The 15,431-nt window shown below is 67.6% G+C and carries 14 protein-coding genes; 6 read left to right on the forward strand and 8 right to left on the reverse strand.

Annotated elements, in window-relative coordinates:
* Together AC1DKD_RS28295 and AC1DKD_RS28300 are read right to left on the reverse strand one after the other, a co-directional pair.
* A partial coding sequence (locus AC1DKD_RS28295) for a FeoB small GTPase domain-containing protein (protein WP_477143975.1) occupies window positions 1–880 on the reverse strand: 880 nt, incomplete at its 3' end.
* Window positions 881–899: 19 nt separating this feature from the next.
* The gene (locus AC1DKD_RS28300; RefSeq protein ID WP_035862617.1) at window positions 900–1,205 is read right to left on the reverse strand and encodes a FeoA family protein; all 306 of its coding nucleotides are present in this window, start codon (window positions 1,203–1,205) and stop codon (window positions 900–902) included.
* A 303-nt stretch (window positions 1,206–1,508) separates the two neighbouring features.
* Here AC1DKD_RS28300 and AC1DKD_RS28305 point away from each other — a divergent pair, with 303 nt between their 5' ends.
* Window positions 1,509–1,808: an antibiotic biosynthesis monooxygenase family protein gene (locus tag AC1DKD_RS28305; RefSeq protein ID WP_035862620.1), complete on the forward strand. Its 300-nt coding sequence runs from the start codon at window positions 1,509–1,511 to the stop codon at window positions 1,806–1,808.
* Between the two features lie 285 nt (window positions 1,809–2,093).
* On the opposite strand, the gene AC1DKD_RS28310 is transcribed toward AC1DKD_RS28305, so the two are convergent.
* On the reverse strand, window positions 2,094–2,966 hold the full coding sequence (locus tag AC1DKD_RS28310; protein ID WP_441637104.1) for a LysR family transcriptional regulator: 873 nt from the start codon (window positions 2,964–2,966) through the stop codon (window positions 2,094–2,096).
* Between the two features lie 296 nt (window positions 2,967–3,262).
* Here AC1DKD_RS28310 and AC1DKD_RS28315 point away from each other — a divergent pair, with 296 nt between their 5' ends.
* From AC1DKD_RS28315 to AC1DKD_RS28330, 4 genes are all read left to right on the forward strand, one after another.
* A complete protein-coding gene (locus tag AC1DKD_RS28315) occupies window positions 3,263–5,071 on the forward strand; it encodes an acyl-CoA dehydrogenase family protein (protein WP_441637106.1) in 1,809 nt (602 codons plus the stop codon).
* A gap of 112 nt (window positions 5,072–5,183) precedes the next feature.
* The gene (locus AC1DKD_RS28320; protein WP_441637108.1) at window positions 5,184–6,164 is read left to right on the forward strand and encodes a Bug family tripartite tricarboxylate transporter substrate binding protein; all 981 of its coding nucleotides are present in this window, start codon (window positions 5,184–5,186) and stop codon (window positions 6,162–6,164) included.
* A 237-nt stretch (window positions 6,165–6,401) separates the two neighbouring features.
* On the forward strand, window positions 6,402–6,854 hold the full coding sequence (locus tag AC1DKD_RS28325; RefSeq protein WP_276287419.1) for a PaaI family thioesterase: 453 nt from the start codon (window positions 6,402–6,404) through the stop codon (window positions 6,852–6,854).
* 74 nt (window positions 6,855–6,928) lie between these two features.
* Window positions 6,929–8,080, forward strand: coding sequence for a CaiB/BaiF CoA transferase family protein (locus AC1DKD_RS28330; RefSeq protein WP_477143976.1), 1,152 nt, complete (start codon window positions 6,929–6,931; stop codon window positions 8,078–8,080).
* Window positions 8,081–8,128: 48 nt separating this feature from the next.
* Here AC1DKD_RS28330 and AC1DKD_RS28335 read toward each other — a convergent pair whose 3' ends face one another.
* From AC1DKD_RS28335 to AC1DKD_RS28350, 4 genes are all read right to left on the reverse strand, one after another.
* On the reverse strand, window positions 8,129–9,862 hold the full coding sequence (locus AC1DKD_RS28335) for a lactate permease LctP family transporter (protein WP_477111683.1): 1,734 nt from the start codon (window positions 9,860–9,862) through the stop codon (window positions 8,129–8,131).
* Window positions 9,863–10,197: 335 nt separating this feature from the next.
* Complete coding sequence (locus AC1DKD_RS28340) at window positions 10,198–11,670, reverse strand: LutB/LldF family L-lactate oxidation iron-sulfur protein (protein ID WP_051649221.1); 1,473 nt, start codon at window positions 11,668–11,670, stop codon at window positions 10,198–10,200.
* Window positions 11,667–12,386 carry a LutC/YkgG family protein gene (locus tag AC1DKD_RS28345; RefSeq protein WP_441631432.1) on the reverse strand — a complete coding sequence of 240 codons (720 nt, stop codon included), beginning with the start codon at window positions 12,384–12,386 and terminating at the stop codon, window positions 11,667–11,669. Before AC1DKD_RS28345 ends, AC1DKD_RS28340 begins: the two co-directional genes overlap by 4 nt.
* The gene (locus tag AC1DKD_RS28350) at window positions 12,383–13,159 is read right to left on the reverse strand and encodes a (Fe-S)-binding protein (protein ID WP_441631430.1); all 777 of its coding nucleotides are present in this window, start codon (window positions 13,157–13,159) and stop codon (window positions 12,383–12,385) included. The genes AC1DKD_RS28345 and AC1DKD_RS28350 overlap by 4 nt, the downstream gene beginning before the upstream one ends.
* 128 nt (window positions 13,160–13,287) lie before the next feature.
* On the opposite strand from AC1DKD_RS28350, the gene AC1DKD_RS28355 reads away from it, so the two are divergent.
* Window positions 13,288–14,007, forward strand: coding sequence for a FadR/GntR family transcriptional regulator (locus AC1DKD_RS28355; RefSeq protein WP_477103632.1), 720 nt, complete (start codon window positions 13,288–13,290; stop codon window positions 14,005–14,007).
* 156 nt (window positions 14,008–14,163) lie between these two features.
* Here AC1DKD_RS28355 and AC1DKD_RS28360 read toward each other — a convergent pair whose 3' ends face one another.
* Window positions 14,164–15,201, reverse strand: coding sequence for an AI-2E family transporter (locus AC1DKD_RS28360; RefSeq protein ID WP_035873980.1), 1,038 nt, complete (start codon window positions 15,199–15,201; stop codon window positions 14,164–14,166).
* Between the last annotated feature and the right edge of the window lie 230 nt (window positions 15,202–15,431).

The raw sequence follows: 15,431 nt of genomic DNA on the forward strand, positions 1-15,431 counted from the left end.
CGATGACGGCGCCCAGGCCGGCAATCAGGCCATCCACCAGCAGGCTGCGCAGCATGCCTTCTGGCAGGTGGCTGCCGACGATCTCGCCGAACCAGTGCACGCCGCCCTCGAGGCCGTCCATCAGCGGCGTGGCCCATGAGAACACCGCCTGGAACATCAGGAACAGCAGCACGGCCAGGATCAGCAGCCCGAACACCGGATGCAGCAGGATGCGGTCGAGCCGGTCGTCCATGGCGGCGGTGCGCGCCGGCATCGTGACGGACGCATCCAGCAGGCGCTTGACCTCCTGGTGGACGTCCAGGTCGGAAGCGCTTTCGGCGGCGGCCTGCGGCGCCGCGGGCAGGGCGGCGTCGAGGGCGGCCAGCAGGTTGGCGGCGCCATCGCGCCTGACGGCCACCGTCGCCACCACCGGCACGCCGAGCGCGGCGGACAGCTTGTCGCGATCGATGTGGATGCCGCGCTTGGCCGCGGCGTCGCTCATATTGAGCACCAGCACCATCGGCAGGCCGAGGCGGCGCAGCTCCAGCACGAAGCGCAGGTGCAGGCGCAGGTTGGTGGCATCCACCACCGACACCAGCAGGTCGGGGCGCGGCTCGCCCGGGCGCTGCCCCAGGCAGATATCGCGCGTGATGGCTTCGTCCAGGCTGGCCGCGTGCAGGCTGTATGCGCCCGGCAGGTCGAGCACCCRCACCTGGCGCCCGGCCGGCGAAACGAAATGGCCTTCCTTGCGCTCGACGGTGACGCCCGCATAGTTGGCCACCTTCTGGCGGCTGCCGGTCAGGCGATTGAACAGGGCGGTCTTGCCGCAGTTGGGATTGCCCACCAGCGCAACGCGCAAAGCGGGACGCTGGGAAGCGGAAGTCGGGGAGGCGACAGACATATTCTTGGCAGGTGCCCGGTCAGGCAGCGGAGCGTTTGACGGCGGGCGCGTCGGGCTGCGCTGCCGGCGTGATGCTGGAGACGGAAGCGCTGACCGCTTCCACGGTAATGCGGGCCGCTTCGGCGCGGCGCAATGCAAACCGGGTAAAGCCAACCTGGGCGACAAGGGGATCCATGCCGAACGGTCCCAGTGCAATGACCTGTACAGCTTCGCCCGGCACAAAGCCGAGTTCGCGCAGGCGGCGAGCTACCGGATCGTTAGGAGAGTTGTCATCGACAGACACGATGACAGCGGCAGTGCGCCGCGCAAGGTCAGACAACCGCATGTGGCTTCCAGTCCGTTGGCGCGAGGCACGGCACGCGGTCGGCAAACTCACACCAGGGTTGGTAAATGAAAATCGTTCCTATTGTAGCCGATTTGCATGCCTGTGTTCGGCTTTCGGGCCGTTGCCATGTTGCTGCCGCAAATCTTCCGCTGGTAACGGGCATTTGCGGTTGTGGAAGCGGACATTGCCGGGGGACGGACGGCGTTGCGCGACGGGATGTTGCCCCCTGTCATAGAATGCGAGTCGGCACACACCCGGCGCTGGCCCAGGGCGGCCAAGCCACGCTAACAGGGAGCACAAGACATGATTTTCGAAATAGCGCAGTTCCAGATCAAGCCGGGTTCCGAATCGGCGTTCGAGGCGGGTGTGGCGAAGGCGGCGCCGCTCTTCAAGCGCGCCCGCGGCTGTCACGCCATGCGCTTGCTCAGGTCGATCGAGAATCCCTCGCACTACACCCTCGAAGTGAAGTGGGAGACGGTCGAGAACCATATGGTCGATTTCCGCGAATCCGAGGATTTCACCGAGTGGCGCAAGCTGGTTGGCGAATACTTCGCGGCGGCGCCCAATGTCGGGCATGCGAGCGTCGCGGTCGAAGGGTTCTGAGGCCGGCGGCAGCCGGGGATGCCCGGGCTGCCGGCGCTTTTCCCCTGCTGCAGTCCCCTGCTTCGGGAGGGGGGCGAATAACGCAATTGCGTTATTGGTGGGGGCATGGCCAGGGGGTAAGCTGTTTGCACGCTGAACACCCCGTTCCACGCGTATTTGACGTGCCACCTGCCGGTAAAGCAGGTGGCATTTTCTTCTTGTGCCGGGGCTTTCGCCATAGGGGCGCTGCGATGCCCATTCAAACCCGAAAGCACCCTGCGTGAACTGCCGCGCTGTCCTCCTGCCTCATCCCCTCACCATTTCCAGGAACCGGTCCCTCGCCGGATCATCCGGCCCGGCCTTCCACACGCAATACACCTCCGACGGCACTGTCGCCTGCGCCAGCGGCAGGAACACCGCCCCGGCCATCGCCGAGTGCTGCAATGCCGCCGGCACCACGGCAACCCCGGTGCCTTGCGACACCAGCGACACCACCGACAGCCAGTGCCGCACCTCATGCCGGATCTGCGGATAAAAGCCCTGCGCCGCGCACATCTCGAAGATCCGGTTGTAATAGTCGGGCGAAGCCTTGCGCGAGAACAGTACGAAAGGCTCGCCACGCAACTCGCCAAGCGCTACGGAGGCTTGGTTGGCCAGCGGATGGTCGTCGGGCACGCAGCACAGGAACGGCTCGCTGTGCACTAGCGAGGTGGCGAGCTCGTCCGGGACGCGGTTGGTATGGATGAAGCCGGCGTCCAGCGCATCGTGCAGCAGCGCGTCGATCTGCTCCTGCGAGTTGAGTTCGGTCAGCGCCACCTGGATGCCGGGGTAGCTGGTCTGGAACGCACGCAGGCGCTGGGGCAGGCCGCGGTACAACATTGAGCCAACGAAGCCGATGCGCAGCCGTCCCACCGCGCCGGCCTCGATCTCGCGCGCCAGCAGGCGGGCTTCCTCGGCCTGCGCAAGCAGCGCGCTGGCCGATTCCCGGAAGGCCCGGCCGGCGGCGGTCAGGCGCACGCCGCGGCTGTCGCGCTCGAACAGGCGGGCGCCCACCGAAGCTTCCAACTGCTGGATATTGAGCGACAACGGCGGCTGGGAGATCGACAGCCGGCGAGCGGCACGGCCGAAATGCAGCTCCTCGGCGAGCACAAGGAAGTAGCGCAGGTGACGGAATTCCATAGCGATACAGAAATTATATGGATCAAGCCAATTTTAGAATTAGACACGAATCGCCGGGCTTTGAATAATGCAGACAGAGCATCCGTCCGCCGCCCCGCGCGCGATGCCACGGCCCAGGGGCCACGCAGATGCCCTGCCCGCTAAAAACGGCCGGTAAAAGCACAAAACTAACAGCAAGAGACAGCAAAACCACCACACCGCGCAAGAACCGCCCGCCAGCAGCCTGGAGCGTCCGCCCAGGGGCCGGTCTGGCTTTGGACCCGGCGTCACGCGCCGGCAAACTCAGGAGACACCTCATGCAGACCAGCGCAGCGCGCCAAACTGCCACTTCCGCCACCACCGCACCCGCCGCCACGGCCACGCCAGCCCATCCGGTGCCGGACCAGCAGGGCGTCAACCTGTTTGCCAGCGATCCGGATCTTCGCGCGCTGTTGCCGCTGTATCTCCCGGCGGACCTGTTCGCCCACCTGCTGCCCCACCTCGATCGCATGGGCGCGCTGGCCGGCGGCGTGCTGGACGAACTCGCGCATATCGCCGACCAGAACAAGCCCACCTTGTCGCACCGGACCCGCACCGGCATCGATGCGCAACGCATCGACAAGCATCCCGCTTACGTGGAGCTTGAGAAGGTAGCGTTCTCCGAGTTCGGCCTGGCGGCGGCATCGCACCGCGGCGGCGTGCTCGGCTGGGACAAGCCGATGCCCGCCGCGGCCAAGTATGCGCTGACCTACCTGTTCGTGCAGGCCGAGTTCGGCCTGTGCTGCCCGCTGTCGATGACCGATTCGCTCACCCGCACGCTGCGCAAGTTCGGCGATCCGGCGGTGGTCGAGCGCTTCCTGCCCAATCTCACTACCCAGGTCTTCGAGGACCTGTACCAGGGCGCCATGTTCATGACCGAGCAGGGCGCCGGATCCGACGTGGCCGCGACCACCACGCGCGCCGCCCGCGACGCGCAGGCCGAAGGCGGCTGGCGCCTGTCGGGCGACAAGTGGTTCTGCTCCAACCCGGACGCCGCGCTGGCGATGGTGCTGGCCCGCGTCGAAGACGAGAACGGCGAGGCCGCTCCCGGCATCAAGGGCGTGTCGCTGTTCCTGCTGCCGCGCACACTGGCCGACGGCAGCGCCAATCACTATCGCATCATCCGCCTGAAGGACAAGCTCGGCACGCGCTCCATGGCCAGCGGCGAGATTCGCCTCGAAGGCGCCCATGCCTACCTGGTGGGCGAACTGGGCCGGGGCTTCGTGCAGATGGCCGACATGATCAACAACTCGCGCCTGTCCAACGGCGTGCGCGCGGCCGGGCTGATGCGCCGCGCCCTGTCCGAGGGCCAGTTCATCGCGCGCGAGCGCCGCGCCTTCGGCAAGCGCCTGCTGGACATGCCGCTGATGCGCCGCCAGCTGCTCAAGCTCGTGCTGCCCACCGAGCAGGCCCGCACCATGGTGTTCCAGACCGCCGAGGCACTGCGCCGCGCCGATGCCGGCGAGGCCGATGCTTATCCGCTGATGCGCGTGCTGACGCCGCTGATCAAGTTCCGCGCCTGCCGCGATGCGCGCAAGGTCACCGGCGACGCCATGGAAATGCGCGGCGGCTGCGGCTATATCGAGGAATGGAGCGATCCGCGCCTGGTGCGCGACGCGCATCTTGGTTCGATCTGGGAAGGCACCAGCAATATCGTCGCCCTGGATGTGCTGCGCGCGATCCGCCGCGAAGGCGCGTTGCCGGTGCTCGAAGCCCACCTGGCAGGCCTGCTGCAAGCCACGCCGATGCATTCCACGGCGCGCGCTGCGTTCACCAGGGCCGTCGCTCGTGCCAGCACGCTGGCCGACCGCGCAGCCGAAGCCGGCGCCGATGGCGATGTGCTGGCCCGCCAGGCCGCCTCGGCGCTGTACCACGTGACCAGCGCGGTCGCCATGGCCTGGGAAGCCGGCCGCATCGGCTCGGTACGGCGCATGCGCCTGGCCCAGCTGGTGCTGCTCCATCGCGTGCTGCCCCAGGATCCTCTGGCCGGCGAGGCCGAACCCTACTGGCTGGCCGACACCGTCGCGCCGCCCGACGACGGCGCCGTGAGCGCTACCGGCGAGGTGGACCAAGTCAACCTCTTCTGACGCAGTACCGCAAAACCGTAAACCGACAAGCCCCCGCGGCGCCCACCGGCGCCGCGCACGCCGCCGCAGCATCGGCTGCCCGGCGGAAGAAGACCTAAACCAGGAGACAAGCATGACCCTCTGGCAACGCATCGCGGCCATCGCCGCCTGCACCCTCTGCGTAGGCGTGGCCCCCGCGCAGGCGCAGAAGGAATTCCCGTCCAAGCCGATCATGATGATCGTGACCTACCCGCCCGGCGGCCCCACCGACGTGATGGCGCGCACCCTGGCGTCCGCGCTCAAGGGCAGCCTCGGCCAGACCGTGGTGGTGGAAAACCGCGCCGGTGCCGGCGGCAATATCGGCGCCGAAGCGGTGGCGCGTGCCGAGCCGGATGGCTACACGCTGATGTTCGGTACCTCGGCCCCGCTGGCGATCAATGTCAGCCTGTACCGCAAGATCAACTACGACCCGGTAAAGAGCTTTGCGCCGGTGATCCAGATCGGGCAGTTGCCTAACGTGCTGGTGGTCAACCCATCCGTGCCCGCCAAGAACGTGAGCGAACTGATCGCGTACGGCAAGGCGCATCCCGGCAATCTCACCTATGCCTCCTCCGGCAACGGCGCGTCCTCGCATCTCGCAGGCGTGCTGTTCAACAACATGGCCGGCACCGACTTCCGCCATATCCCCTACAAGGGCACCGGTCCCGCGCTCAACGACCTGCTTGGCGGGCAGGTCAGCATGGCGTTCACCGATGTGCTCACCGCGCTGCCCTTTATCAAGAGCGGCAAGGTGCGCGTGCTGGGCGTGACCACCAAGGGCCGTTCGCAAGCGCTGCCCGATGTGCCCACCGTGGCCGAGCAGGGCGTGCCCGGCTTCGACGTCTCGGTATTCTTCGGCGTGGTCGCGCCGGCCGGCACGCCGCCGGCGGTCATCACCCGGCTCAATCGTGCCTTTGCCGAAGCGCTGCAACAGCCCGAAGTACGCAAGACCTTGCTCGCGCAGGGTCTGGAACTCGCGCCGTCGACGACGCCGGAGCAGCTCGGCAGCTTCGTCAAGGCGGAGGTGACCAAATGGCGCGGCGTGGTGCAGAAATCGGGCGCGCAGCTGGACTGAGCAAACGGCGCCGGGGCGGCCGCGCCGCCGCCCCGGCGGTGACGCTGGCCAGGCAAGGCTATGAACGATGGCCGGTTCGGCTGTAGTATCGTTGTTTGCGAACGAGCGTGCGTTTCTGCGCACCTCATGGCATGAAGCCTGTTCGTGGGCACAACAAAGCAGCGGTGCCCGCTCCGGACTTCATGACCGTCCCTCGTTCCCGCGTTTCCTGACCGCCCCCAACCGACCCCGCCTTATATGACCGATTTATCCAAGCCCACGCCCGTCAACGAATTCGCCGGTGAGGCGCCTGGCCTGCTGTTCGCCCTGCCGATGCCGATGGCCCGCGTCTTCGGGCTGACCGGCGTGCACATCGACGCCAAAGAAGCGCGCGTGCGCATGCCCTATCACCCGGACCACACCAACAGCCGCGGCGACGTGCATGGCGGCGCGCTGGCCACCCTGCTCGACTGCACGCTGGCCTGCGTCGCGCGCGGCCACGATCCCCGGCGCTATGGCGTGGCGACGATCGACCTGTCGGTGCATTTCACGGCGCCCGGACGCGGCGAGCTGACCGCCACCGCCTGGTGCGAGCGGCGTGGCCGCTCCCTGTGCTTCGCGCGCGGCGAGATCCGCGACGAGCAGGGCGAGTTGCTGGCGCTGGCTACCGGCACCTTCAAGCTGCTCGAGCGCGCCCCCGCGGCTGCCTGAGCAGCAAACGCCAATCGTCAACCGTCAACCACCGCCAACCGCCGCCAACCACCGCAGCTACGGAAACCCATCTCATGAGCAAACTCCCTGCATCCCCCGGCGCCCTCGCCGGCATCCGCGTGGTCGATCTCTCCCGCATCCTGGGTGGCCCGTTCTGCGGCCAGATCCTCGGCGACCATGGTGCCGACGTGCTCAAGATCGAACCGCCCCAGGGCGACGACACGCGCACCTGGGGGCCTCCGTTCAAGGATGGCGTGGCCTCGTACTACTTCGGGCTCAATCGCAACAAGCGCGTGATGCGCCTGGACCTCACCACCGATGCAGACCGCGAAGTGCTGCTCGYCTTGCTGGCGGATGCCGACGTGCTGGTCGAGAACTTCAAGACCGGCACGCTGGAAAAGTGGGGCCTGGGCTTTGACGCGCTGTCGGCGCGCTTCCCGCGCCTGGTGCACTGCCGGGTCTCGGGCTTTGGCGCCGATGGCCCGCTGGGCGGCTTGCCCGGCTACGACGCGGCGATCCAGGCCATGGCTGGCATCATGAGCATCAACGGCGAAGCCGGCGGCGATCCGCTGCGCGTGGGTTTGCCGGTGGTGGATATGGTGACCGGGCTGAATGCCGCGCTGGGCGTGCTGCTGGCGCTGCAGGAGCGCGAGCGCAGCGGACGCGGCCAGTTCGTCGAGGCGGCGCTGTACGACTCGGGACTGTCGCTGCTGCACCCGCATGCCGCGAACTGGTTCATGAACGGCAAGGAGCCCACCCGCACCGGGAACGCACACCCGAATATCTATCCCTACGACACCGTCGCCACCGCCACCGAYCCGATCTTCCTCGCGGTCGGCAACGACCGGCAGTTCCGCATCCTGTGCGAGTACCTGGACCTGGCCGCGCTGGCCGACGACGAACGCTACGCCACGGCAGGCGCGCGTTCGGTCAACCGTGCCTTGCTGAAGGTGGAGCTGGAAGCCCGCATGGGCAAGCTGGATGGGAAGGTGCTGGCCGATACGCTGGTGGCTGCCGGCGTGCCGTGCGCGCCGGTGCTGTCGGTGGCCGACGCCTTGCAGCATCCGCACACCGCTCACCGCGAGATGGTGGTGGAGATGGCGGATGGTTACAAGGGACTGGGCGCGCCCATCAAGCTGAGCCGCACGCCGGCCACCTACCGCTACGCGCCGCTGGCCGAGGGCGATCAGTTCCTGCCGCGCGACGCCGCCAACGATAGCGAGTAACGTCGCCGCGCCCGCCGCGCATTGCACGCGGCAGGCGCCGGTGCCCGCTCAGTGCGGCACCATGCCCGTGAACACGTAAGCCTGCAGCACGGTGATGATGCCCACGATCACCGCGAACAGCAGGCTGTGCTTCACGGTGAAGCGGAACAACTCCGATTCCTTGCCCACCAGCCCGGTCGCCGCGCAAGCCACCGCGATCGATTGCGGCGAGATCATCTTGCCGGTCACGCCGCCGGTGGTGTTGGCCGCCACCAGCAGCGTGTCGGACACGCCGATCTGGTGCGCGGTGGTGCTCTGCAGCGAGCAGAACAGCGCATTGGACGACGTATCCGAACCGGTCAGGAACACGCCCAGCCAGCCCAGGAAGGGCGAGAAGAACGGAAAGGCCGCGCCGGTGCCGGCCAGCAGCAACGCCAGCGTCGACGACATGCCCGAGTAGTTCGCGACGAACGCAAACGCCAGCACCAGCCCGATCGACAGGATCGGGCGGCGCAGTTCCGCCAGCGTCTCGCCGAAGGTGGCCAGCGCATCGCGCGGCTTCATGCGCAGCAGCACGGCGGAGATCAGCGCGGTCAGCAGGATGGCAGTGCCCACCGCCGATACCAGGTCCAGCTTGAGCACTGCCTCGTAGGCCTTGGGCTGCGCCACGATCGGCGCGGCCTTGATCACCAGCTGGTCCAGCGCCGGCACATGGAACTTCAGCACCCATCCGGCCAGCGCGCCGTTGCCGGCGAACAGCGCCTTGAACGGTTGCAGGCTCCACACGGTAACGATGGCGGTGAGGATGCCGAACGGCGCCCAGGCGCGCACGGTCTGCGCCACGGTATAGGGCGAGGCGCGGCGATTGTCGCCCGCACCGTTGCCGACGGCACCGGCGCCAGCGGCGAGCCCGCTGCCCATGCGCGCCAGCGCGGCGGCACCGCCGCTGCCGGTCGCCACCGCGCCGCCGGCACGCTGGCTTGCGCGCTTCGGCTGCCACACCTTCAGGAACAGCGTCAGCGACACCAGGCTTACCAGCGCCGAGGTGATGTCAGGCAACTCGGGCCCGATGTGGTTCGAGGTGAAATACTGCGTCACCGAAAAGCTGGCGCCGGTCACCAGCGCTGCCGGCCACGTCTCTTTCACGCCGCGCTTGCCGTCCATGATGAATACCAGCCAGAACGGCACCGCCAGCGACAGCAGCGGCAATTGCCGGCCCGCCATCGCGCCGATGTGCATGGCGTCGATGCCGGTCACCTGGCCCGCCACGATGATGGGAATGCCCATGGCGCCGAAGGCCACCGGGGCCGTATTGGCGATCAGGCACAGGCCCGCCGCATAGAGCGGGTTGAAGCCCAGCCCCACCAGCAGCGCCGCGGTGATCGCCACCGGCGCGCCGAATCCCGCGGCGCCTTCCAGGAAGGCGCCGAAGGCGAAGCCGATCAGCAGCATCTGCAGGCGCTGGTCATCGGTGATGGCCAGCACGGATGCGCGGATGATGTCGAACTGCCCGGTCTTTACCACGATCTTGTAGAGGAACACCGCGGTCACGATGATCCACGCGATTGGCCACAGGCCGTAGGCAAAGCCGAAGCCCGCGGCGGCCAGCGCTTGCGGCACGGGCATGCCGTAGGCGAAGATCGCCACGCCTAGCGCGAGCAGTAGCGTGATGGCTGCCGCCACGTGGCCCTTCATGCGGAGCACCGCAAGGGCGAGGAAGAAGAAGAGGATGGGTAGCGCGGCTGCTAGCGCGGACAGCCATAGGCTGCCTAGCGGTGTGTAGATCTGGGTCCAGGGTTGCACGGTGGGTCTCCTCCGGGGATTGCGTTTGGATGAATTTGCTTTGGGGCGTTTTGGTGCTTGCGTTTGTTTTTTGTTGGCTTGGGGCATCACTGACATCTTCTGCAACTGACTGACTGCCTGACTGGCAAGGTCAAAGGCTTAAAGTCAAAAGCAGTTTCACCCCCCTGCGGGGGGCGACCTACTTTCTTGTCTTGCCAAGAAAGTAGGCAAAGAAGGCGCCCCATACGGCCTGGTACACCTTCACGGCTCGCTTCGCATCGCGCTGGGGTGTGGCCCGCGGGCGGGCCTACACATCGAATCCGCGCGCTTTCGTTGTGTTTGTTCCCGGTGCCGGCCTACTCTGCCTGTCCACGCTCGCGCAGCAAGTCCGACAGACTGCGCGGCGCTGGCGTAAGCGGCGCGCGGTGCCGTGTCCAGCCAAGCTGGCGCGAAGGCGTAAGCGCACGCAGCCGCGTTGCGGCCCAGCGGAACAGTCGGTAGGTGAAGGGATGTGCGAAGGCTCCGCTCCAGAAGCGCCAGACCAGGTGTTCGCTGCGGCTGAATTTCGCCCCCTGGCCTCGCAGCGGATGCGCTACCTGTTCGTCCGGATCGCGGTTGGCTTCGGTGCGCAGGCGGACCAGTAATTGCGGGATGGGGATGCGCACCGGGCACACTTCGCCGCAGGCGCCGCACAGGCTGGAGGCGGTGGCGAGATCGGCGGTGGCGTCGAGCCCGAGCAGGTGCGGCGAGATGATCTTGCCGATCGGGCCGGGGTAGGTGGTGCCGTAGGCATGGCCGCCAATGCGCGTGTACACCGGGCAGTGGTTCATGCACGCGCCGCAGCGGATGCATTGCAGCGTGGCGCGCAGTTGCTCGTCGGCGTAGGCCTGGCTGCGGCCATTGTCGAGCAGCACCAGGTGTACCTCGCGCGGGCCGTCGCGCTCGCCGGCGCGGCGCGGGCCGGAGATCAGGTTGAAGTAGGTGGTGATGGCCTGGCCGGTGGCCGAGCGCGTCAGCAGGCTGGCCAGCGGCACGATGTGCTCCAGGCGGGCCACCACCTTCTCCATGCCCATGATGGCGATATGCACGTCGGGCACGGTGGTGGAGAGGCGGCCATTGCCTTCGTTCTCCACCAGCCACAGCGTGCCGGTGTCGGCCGCGGCGAAGTTCACGCCGGACAGGCCGATATCGGCGTTGACAAATTCCTGCCGCAGCGCGCGCCGGCCGGTCTGGATCAGTTCGTCCACGTCCTCGGTGTAAGGCGTGCCGGGGATGTGCCGCTCGAACAGTTCGGCGATGTCGCCGCGCGTCTTGTGGATGGCGGGCATCACGATGTGCGACGGCTTCTCGCCGGCGAGCTGCACGATGTACTCGCCCATGTCGGACTCGATGCAGTCGATGCCGCGCTCGGCCAGGTAATGGTTCAGCTCGATTTCCTCGCTGGCCATCGACTTGCCCTTGATCACCCGCCGCGCCTGGCGTGCCTGCGCGATGCGGTGCACGATGGCGTTGGCTTCATCCGCGGTCTCGGCCCAGTGCACCTGCACGCCGGCTGCCGTGAGCTTGTCTTCGAGCTGCACCAGCAGGTCGGGCAGGCGCGACAGGGCGTGCTGGCGCACCGCTTCGCCCAGGTCGCGCAACTGTTCGAGTTCGTCGCCGTCGGGGAACTGCACCGAGCGCTTGGCCTGCAGGAAATCCATGGCGCCACGGAAGCTGCTGCGCAGCTTGGGGTCATCCAGCGCGGCGCGCGAGCGCGCCTTGAAGTCGGCGGCGGGGACGAAATGCAGGGGCGCGGCGCCTGCGGTGCCGGAGGTGTTCGGCGTACTCATTGGGCGGCTCCCGTTGCATCGCTGCGAGTGACGATGATCACCCACAGTTCGCGCGGACCATGCGCGCCGTAGGCCAGCGTCTGCTGGATATCGGAGGTTTTGGATGGTCCGGACACCAGCACCAGGTTGGTTGGCATCCCAGCGCTCCAGCGTTCGGCACGCGCGGCGGCATGCAGGTCGGGATGCAGGGTGTCGGCGTAGACCAGCGCGATATGCAGCGGCGGTACCAGCGAGACGGTGCGCGGCGTTTGCGCGTCGGGCGCCAGGATCAGCGTGCCGGTGCCGGCAATGCCGGAACGCGCGACGGTAAAGCCCGCGTCCACGGAGTCGAAGAGCTCGGATTTCCAGGCTTCGATGGGGCGGTCGTAGGCGATGGCCGCCACCGGGGCGTGCAGGGCACGCACAAGCGCTGCGCCTTCCGCGCCAGCAGGGTCCAGTAGCAGGCGCCGCACGCCGGCTGCGGCGAGCTTGTCTGCAAGTTGCGCGGGCCAGGCGTCGGCACTCGCGCACCAGGCTTGCGCGTGCGAAGCGCCCAGCGCGGCCTGCATGGCTTGCGCCAGTTCGATCGGGGTGGCAGGCACGGCGGATGCCGCCTCGCGGCGCGCCTGATAGTGCGCGTCGATGCTTGCGTCCAGCATGCTGGCATCGCTCGCGGCGGCCGGCGCTGCCGCGCGCAGCCTGCCCAGCATGCGCTCACGGGCATTCAGTGCGTTCATGCTTGGCCCCCGGTACGCCGCCACAGGAAGGTAGCGAGATGTTCCACCGGGAGCGCCGCGCCCTGGTGCCGGGCCGCATGCCCGATATTGAGCAGGCAGCCGCAGTCGGCGGAAACCAGCCGGTCGCAGCCGGTGGCGCAGGCCGAGGCGATCTTGTCCTGCACCATGGCACCGGAGATATCGGGATGCTTGAGCGAGAAGGTGCCGCCAAAGCCGCAGCATTCGGATTCGCGCTGGTGCTCGGCGCGCGTTACGCCGGGCAGGGCGTCGACCAGGGCTACGCCATGCTCGCGCGTACCCATTTCTCGACGCGCGGCGCAGGAGGTGTGCAGCACCACTGTTTCGGGCGGTTGCCCGGCCACGCCACTGACATCGAAGCGTACCTTCAGCACGTGCAGCAGGAATTCGCTTAGTTCGAACACGCGCTCGGCCAGTTCGCGCGCCTTGGGGCCCGCCACCGGGTCATGCTCGAACAGTTGGGGCCAGTGGTGCCGCATCATCCCGGCGCATGAGCCCGAGGGCACGATGACCGGCCACGGTTCGGCGAAGAGGTCCAACTGGGCCAGCGCTACCGTGTGCGCCTGCTCCGGGTTGCCGCTGCTGTATGCCGGCTGGCCGCAGCAGCTCTGGCCGCGCGGGAAGTGCACGGTCAGCCCTTCGCGCTCCATCAGGCGCACCGCATCCAGCCCGGCTTGGGGCACGAACAGGTCAACCAGGCAGGTGGCGAACAGGTAGACCTGTGCCGGGGCAGGGGGGTAGCGCCTTTGCTTCATGTCTCGCTCCGTGGGGCGGCTGCCTTGCTGTCAGGTCGGCCGGTGTTTGGGCGCATAATTCCGCGAGACGCGCGCCAGTTCAAATTGGTTGGACCAGGTGGATGCGCAGGGCGATTTCGGAGCTGGGGATGGCGGCGGGCATGCAGGCGCGGGGGCGCGTGGAAGAGGTCATGCGGAAACTGGAAACGGCCATGCTGGACGGCACCTGGCCGGCTGGCGCGCGCCTGCCCGCGGAGCGCCTGCTGGCGGCGCAGTACGGCGTGGCCCGCAACACCATCCGCGAGGCGATCCAGCGCCTGGCCGCGCGCGGGCTGCTGCAGAGCCGGCAGGGCGCCGGCGTGTTCGTCACCGACCAGTTGCGTACCGGGATGGCCTCGCCGTGGCGCCAGCTGGTGGCCGACCACCCCGTGCTGCGCGACGATATCCTGGAGTTCCGGCGCGTGCTGGAGGGCGCCACGGCCTATTTTGCCGCGCTGCGCGCCGATGCCGCCGATCTCAAGCGCATCCGCGGCCTGCTGCGCGCGCTGGAAACCTCCCGCGAGCAGGACGACAAGGCCGCCGAGGCCGAGGCGGATGCCAGGCTGCACGAGGCCATTGCCCAGGCCTCGCACAACACCATGTTCCTGCACCTGCATACCAGCGTGATCGGCATGCTGCGCGAACACATCACCATCAATGGCACCGGCCTGCGCGTGCAGGACGAGGACGCCTCGGCGCTATTGCTGCTGCAGCACCGCACGCTGTGCGAGGCGATCTGCGCGCGCCGGCCCGAGGAGGCGCGCACCGCCATGCAGACGCATATCGATTTTGTGCGCAGCCGGGTGGAAGAGGGTGGGGGTGGGGTCTAGGGTGGATTGGTCCAACCAGGGTGGGGAGCCTGGCGACTTGCGCCCTACTCGGCGCATCTTCGGCACGCGAGACAGCGCCGCGCGGCCCTCCCGATTTACCCTAGGTCTTCGGGACATCGGGGCGGCGGCGCGGCGCGAGCCGGCCAGGCCGCCGGCTCAGACCAGTCCCGCGTTGGACAGCTCGCGCTTCAGGTAGGCGTAGTAGATCGGCCCGGCAATCACGCCGGGGATGCCGTACAGCGATTCCATCAGCAGCATCACCGTCAGTAGCTCCCAGGCGGCGGCATTGATGCGCGCGCCGATGATGCGCGCGTTCAGGAAGTATTCGAACTTGTGGATCACCACCAGGTAGAACAGCGAAGCGATCGCCATCGGCAGCGAGATCGACAGCGAGGCCACCACGATGAAGGTGTTCGATATCAAATTGCCCAGCACCGGCAGCAGCCCGACCAGGAAGGTGAGCGCCACCAGCGTCTTGGTCAGCGGCAGGTGCACGCCGAACAGCGGCAACACCACCAGCAGGTAGACCGCCGTCAGCACGGTGTTGATCAGCGAGATCTGCACCTGGGCGAAGATGAACTGCGAGAAGGCCAGTTGCAGGTTGCGGGCGCGTTCCACCAGCGCCGTGGCCAGCGGCCTGCGGTTGGGCTTGGAGATGGCGCGGTACAGGGCGACCATGGCGCCGATCACGAAGCCGATCAGGATGTGCGCCAGGGTGCGCAGCACTTCGGCGCCCAGCTTTTGAGCCATCTGCGCGTGCTCGCGCAGCCAGTCGATCAGTGTGTTGGCGAGTTCGTCCACCCCGCGCGGCAGCGCGTCGCTGACCCATACCGGCAACTGGGCCCGGGACTTGTCGATGATGTCGGCGGTGCGGATCAGCAGGGTGTCCAGGGTATTGCCGTCGCCGCTGACGAAGCGTACGACTGCCCAGCCTCCCAGCGTCAGTCCCAGCAAGGTGACCGCCGACAGGATAGCCACTGCCAGGGCGTCGTGACGCTGGTGCAGGCGCACCAGCTTGGGGGCCAGCACGTCCACCAGGGAGTACAGCAGCAGGCCGGCCAGCAGGGCTGCCACCAGGTTGGCCTGCATCACTGTCCAGAGCGCCAGGGCGGTCAGGATATAGGCGGCCGTGCCGATGCTGAACCACTTTGCTTCCGGCAGGCGGGGCAAGTGTGGCGGATCGGGTTGATTCATAGGTCTCCTGCTTGGGGGGGGCCGTGGGACGGCCGGGCGTCTGTGGATTGTACGGCGCTTGATTGGGGGGTGGGGGATTGGGGTGTTGCTGGGGGGAGTATTGAGGGGCGTTGGGGGCTGGCTGCGGGCGCCTTGGTCAAAGGCTTGAAACCTTAAAGTCAAAGGCGGTTTCACCCCCCTGCGGGGGGCGACCTACTTTTTTGTCTTGCCAAAAAAGTAGGCAAAAAAGG

Source organism: Cupriavidus sp. 05T313, from assembly GCF_056396665.1.

Bases quoted from the DNA above. Each gene is read 5' to 3' on its own strand.
- AC1DKD_RS28350 (WP_441631430.1), bottom strand. From the start codon at position 13,159: ATGAAGCAAAGGCGCTACCCCCCTGCCCCGGCACAGGTCTACCTGTTC.
- AC1DKD_RS28310 (WP_441637104.1), bottom strand. From the start codon at position 2,966: ATGGAATTCCGTCACCTGCGCTACTTCCTTGTGCTCGCCGAGGAGCTG.
- AC1DKD_RS28345 (WP_441631432.1), bottom strand. From the start codon at position 12,386: ATGAACGCACTGAATGCCCGTGAGCGCATGCTGGGCAGGCTGCGCGCG.
- AC1DKD_RS28305 (WP_035862620.1), top strand. From the start codon at position 1,509: ATGATTTTCGAAATAGCGCAGTTCCAGATCAAGCCGGGTTCCGAATCG.
- AC1DKD_RS28355 (WP_477103632.1), top strand. From the start codon at position 13,288: ATGGCGGCGGGCATGCAGGCGCGGGGGCGCGTGGAAGAGGTCATGCGG.
- AC1DKD_RS28315 (WP_441637106.1), top strand. From the start codon at position 3,263: ATGCAGACCAGCGCAGCGCGCCAAACTGCCACTTCCGCCACCACCGCA.
- AC1DKD_RS28340 (WP_051649221.1), bottom strand. From the start codon at position 11,670: ATGAGTACGCCGAACACCTCCGGCACCGCAGGCGCCGCGCCCCTGCAT.
- AC1DKD_RS28325 (WP_276287419.1), top strand. From the start codon at position 6,402: ATGACCGATTTATCCAAGCCCACGCCCGTCAACGAATTCGCCGGTGAG.
- AC1DKD_RS28360 (WP_035873980.1), bottom strand. From the start codon at position 15,201: ATGAATCAACCCGATCCGCCACACTTGCCCCGCCTGCCGGAAGCAAAG.
- AC1DKD_RS28320 (WP_441637108.1), top strand. From the start codon at position 5,184: ATGACCCTCTGGCAACGCATCGCGGCCATCGCCGCCTGCACCCTCTGC.
- AC1DKD_RS28300 (WP_035862617.1), bottom strand. From the start codon at position 1,205: ATGCGGTTGTCTGACCTTGCGCGGCGCACTGCCGCTGTCATCGTGTCT.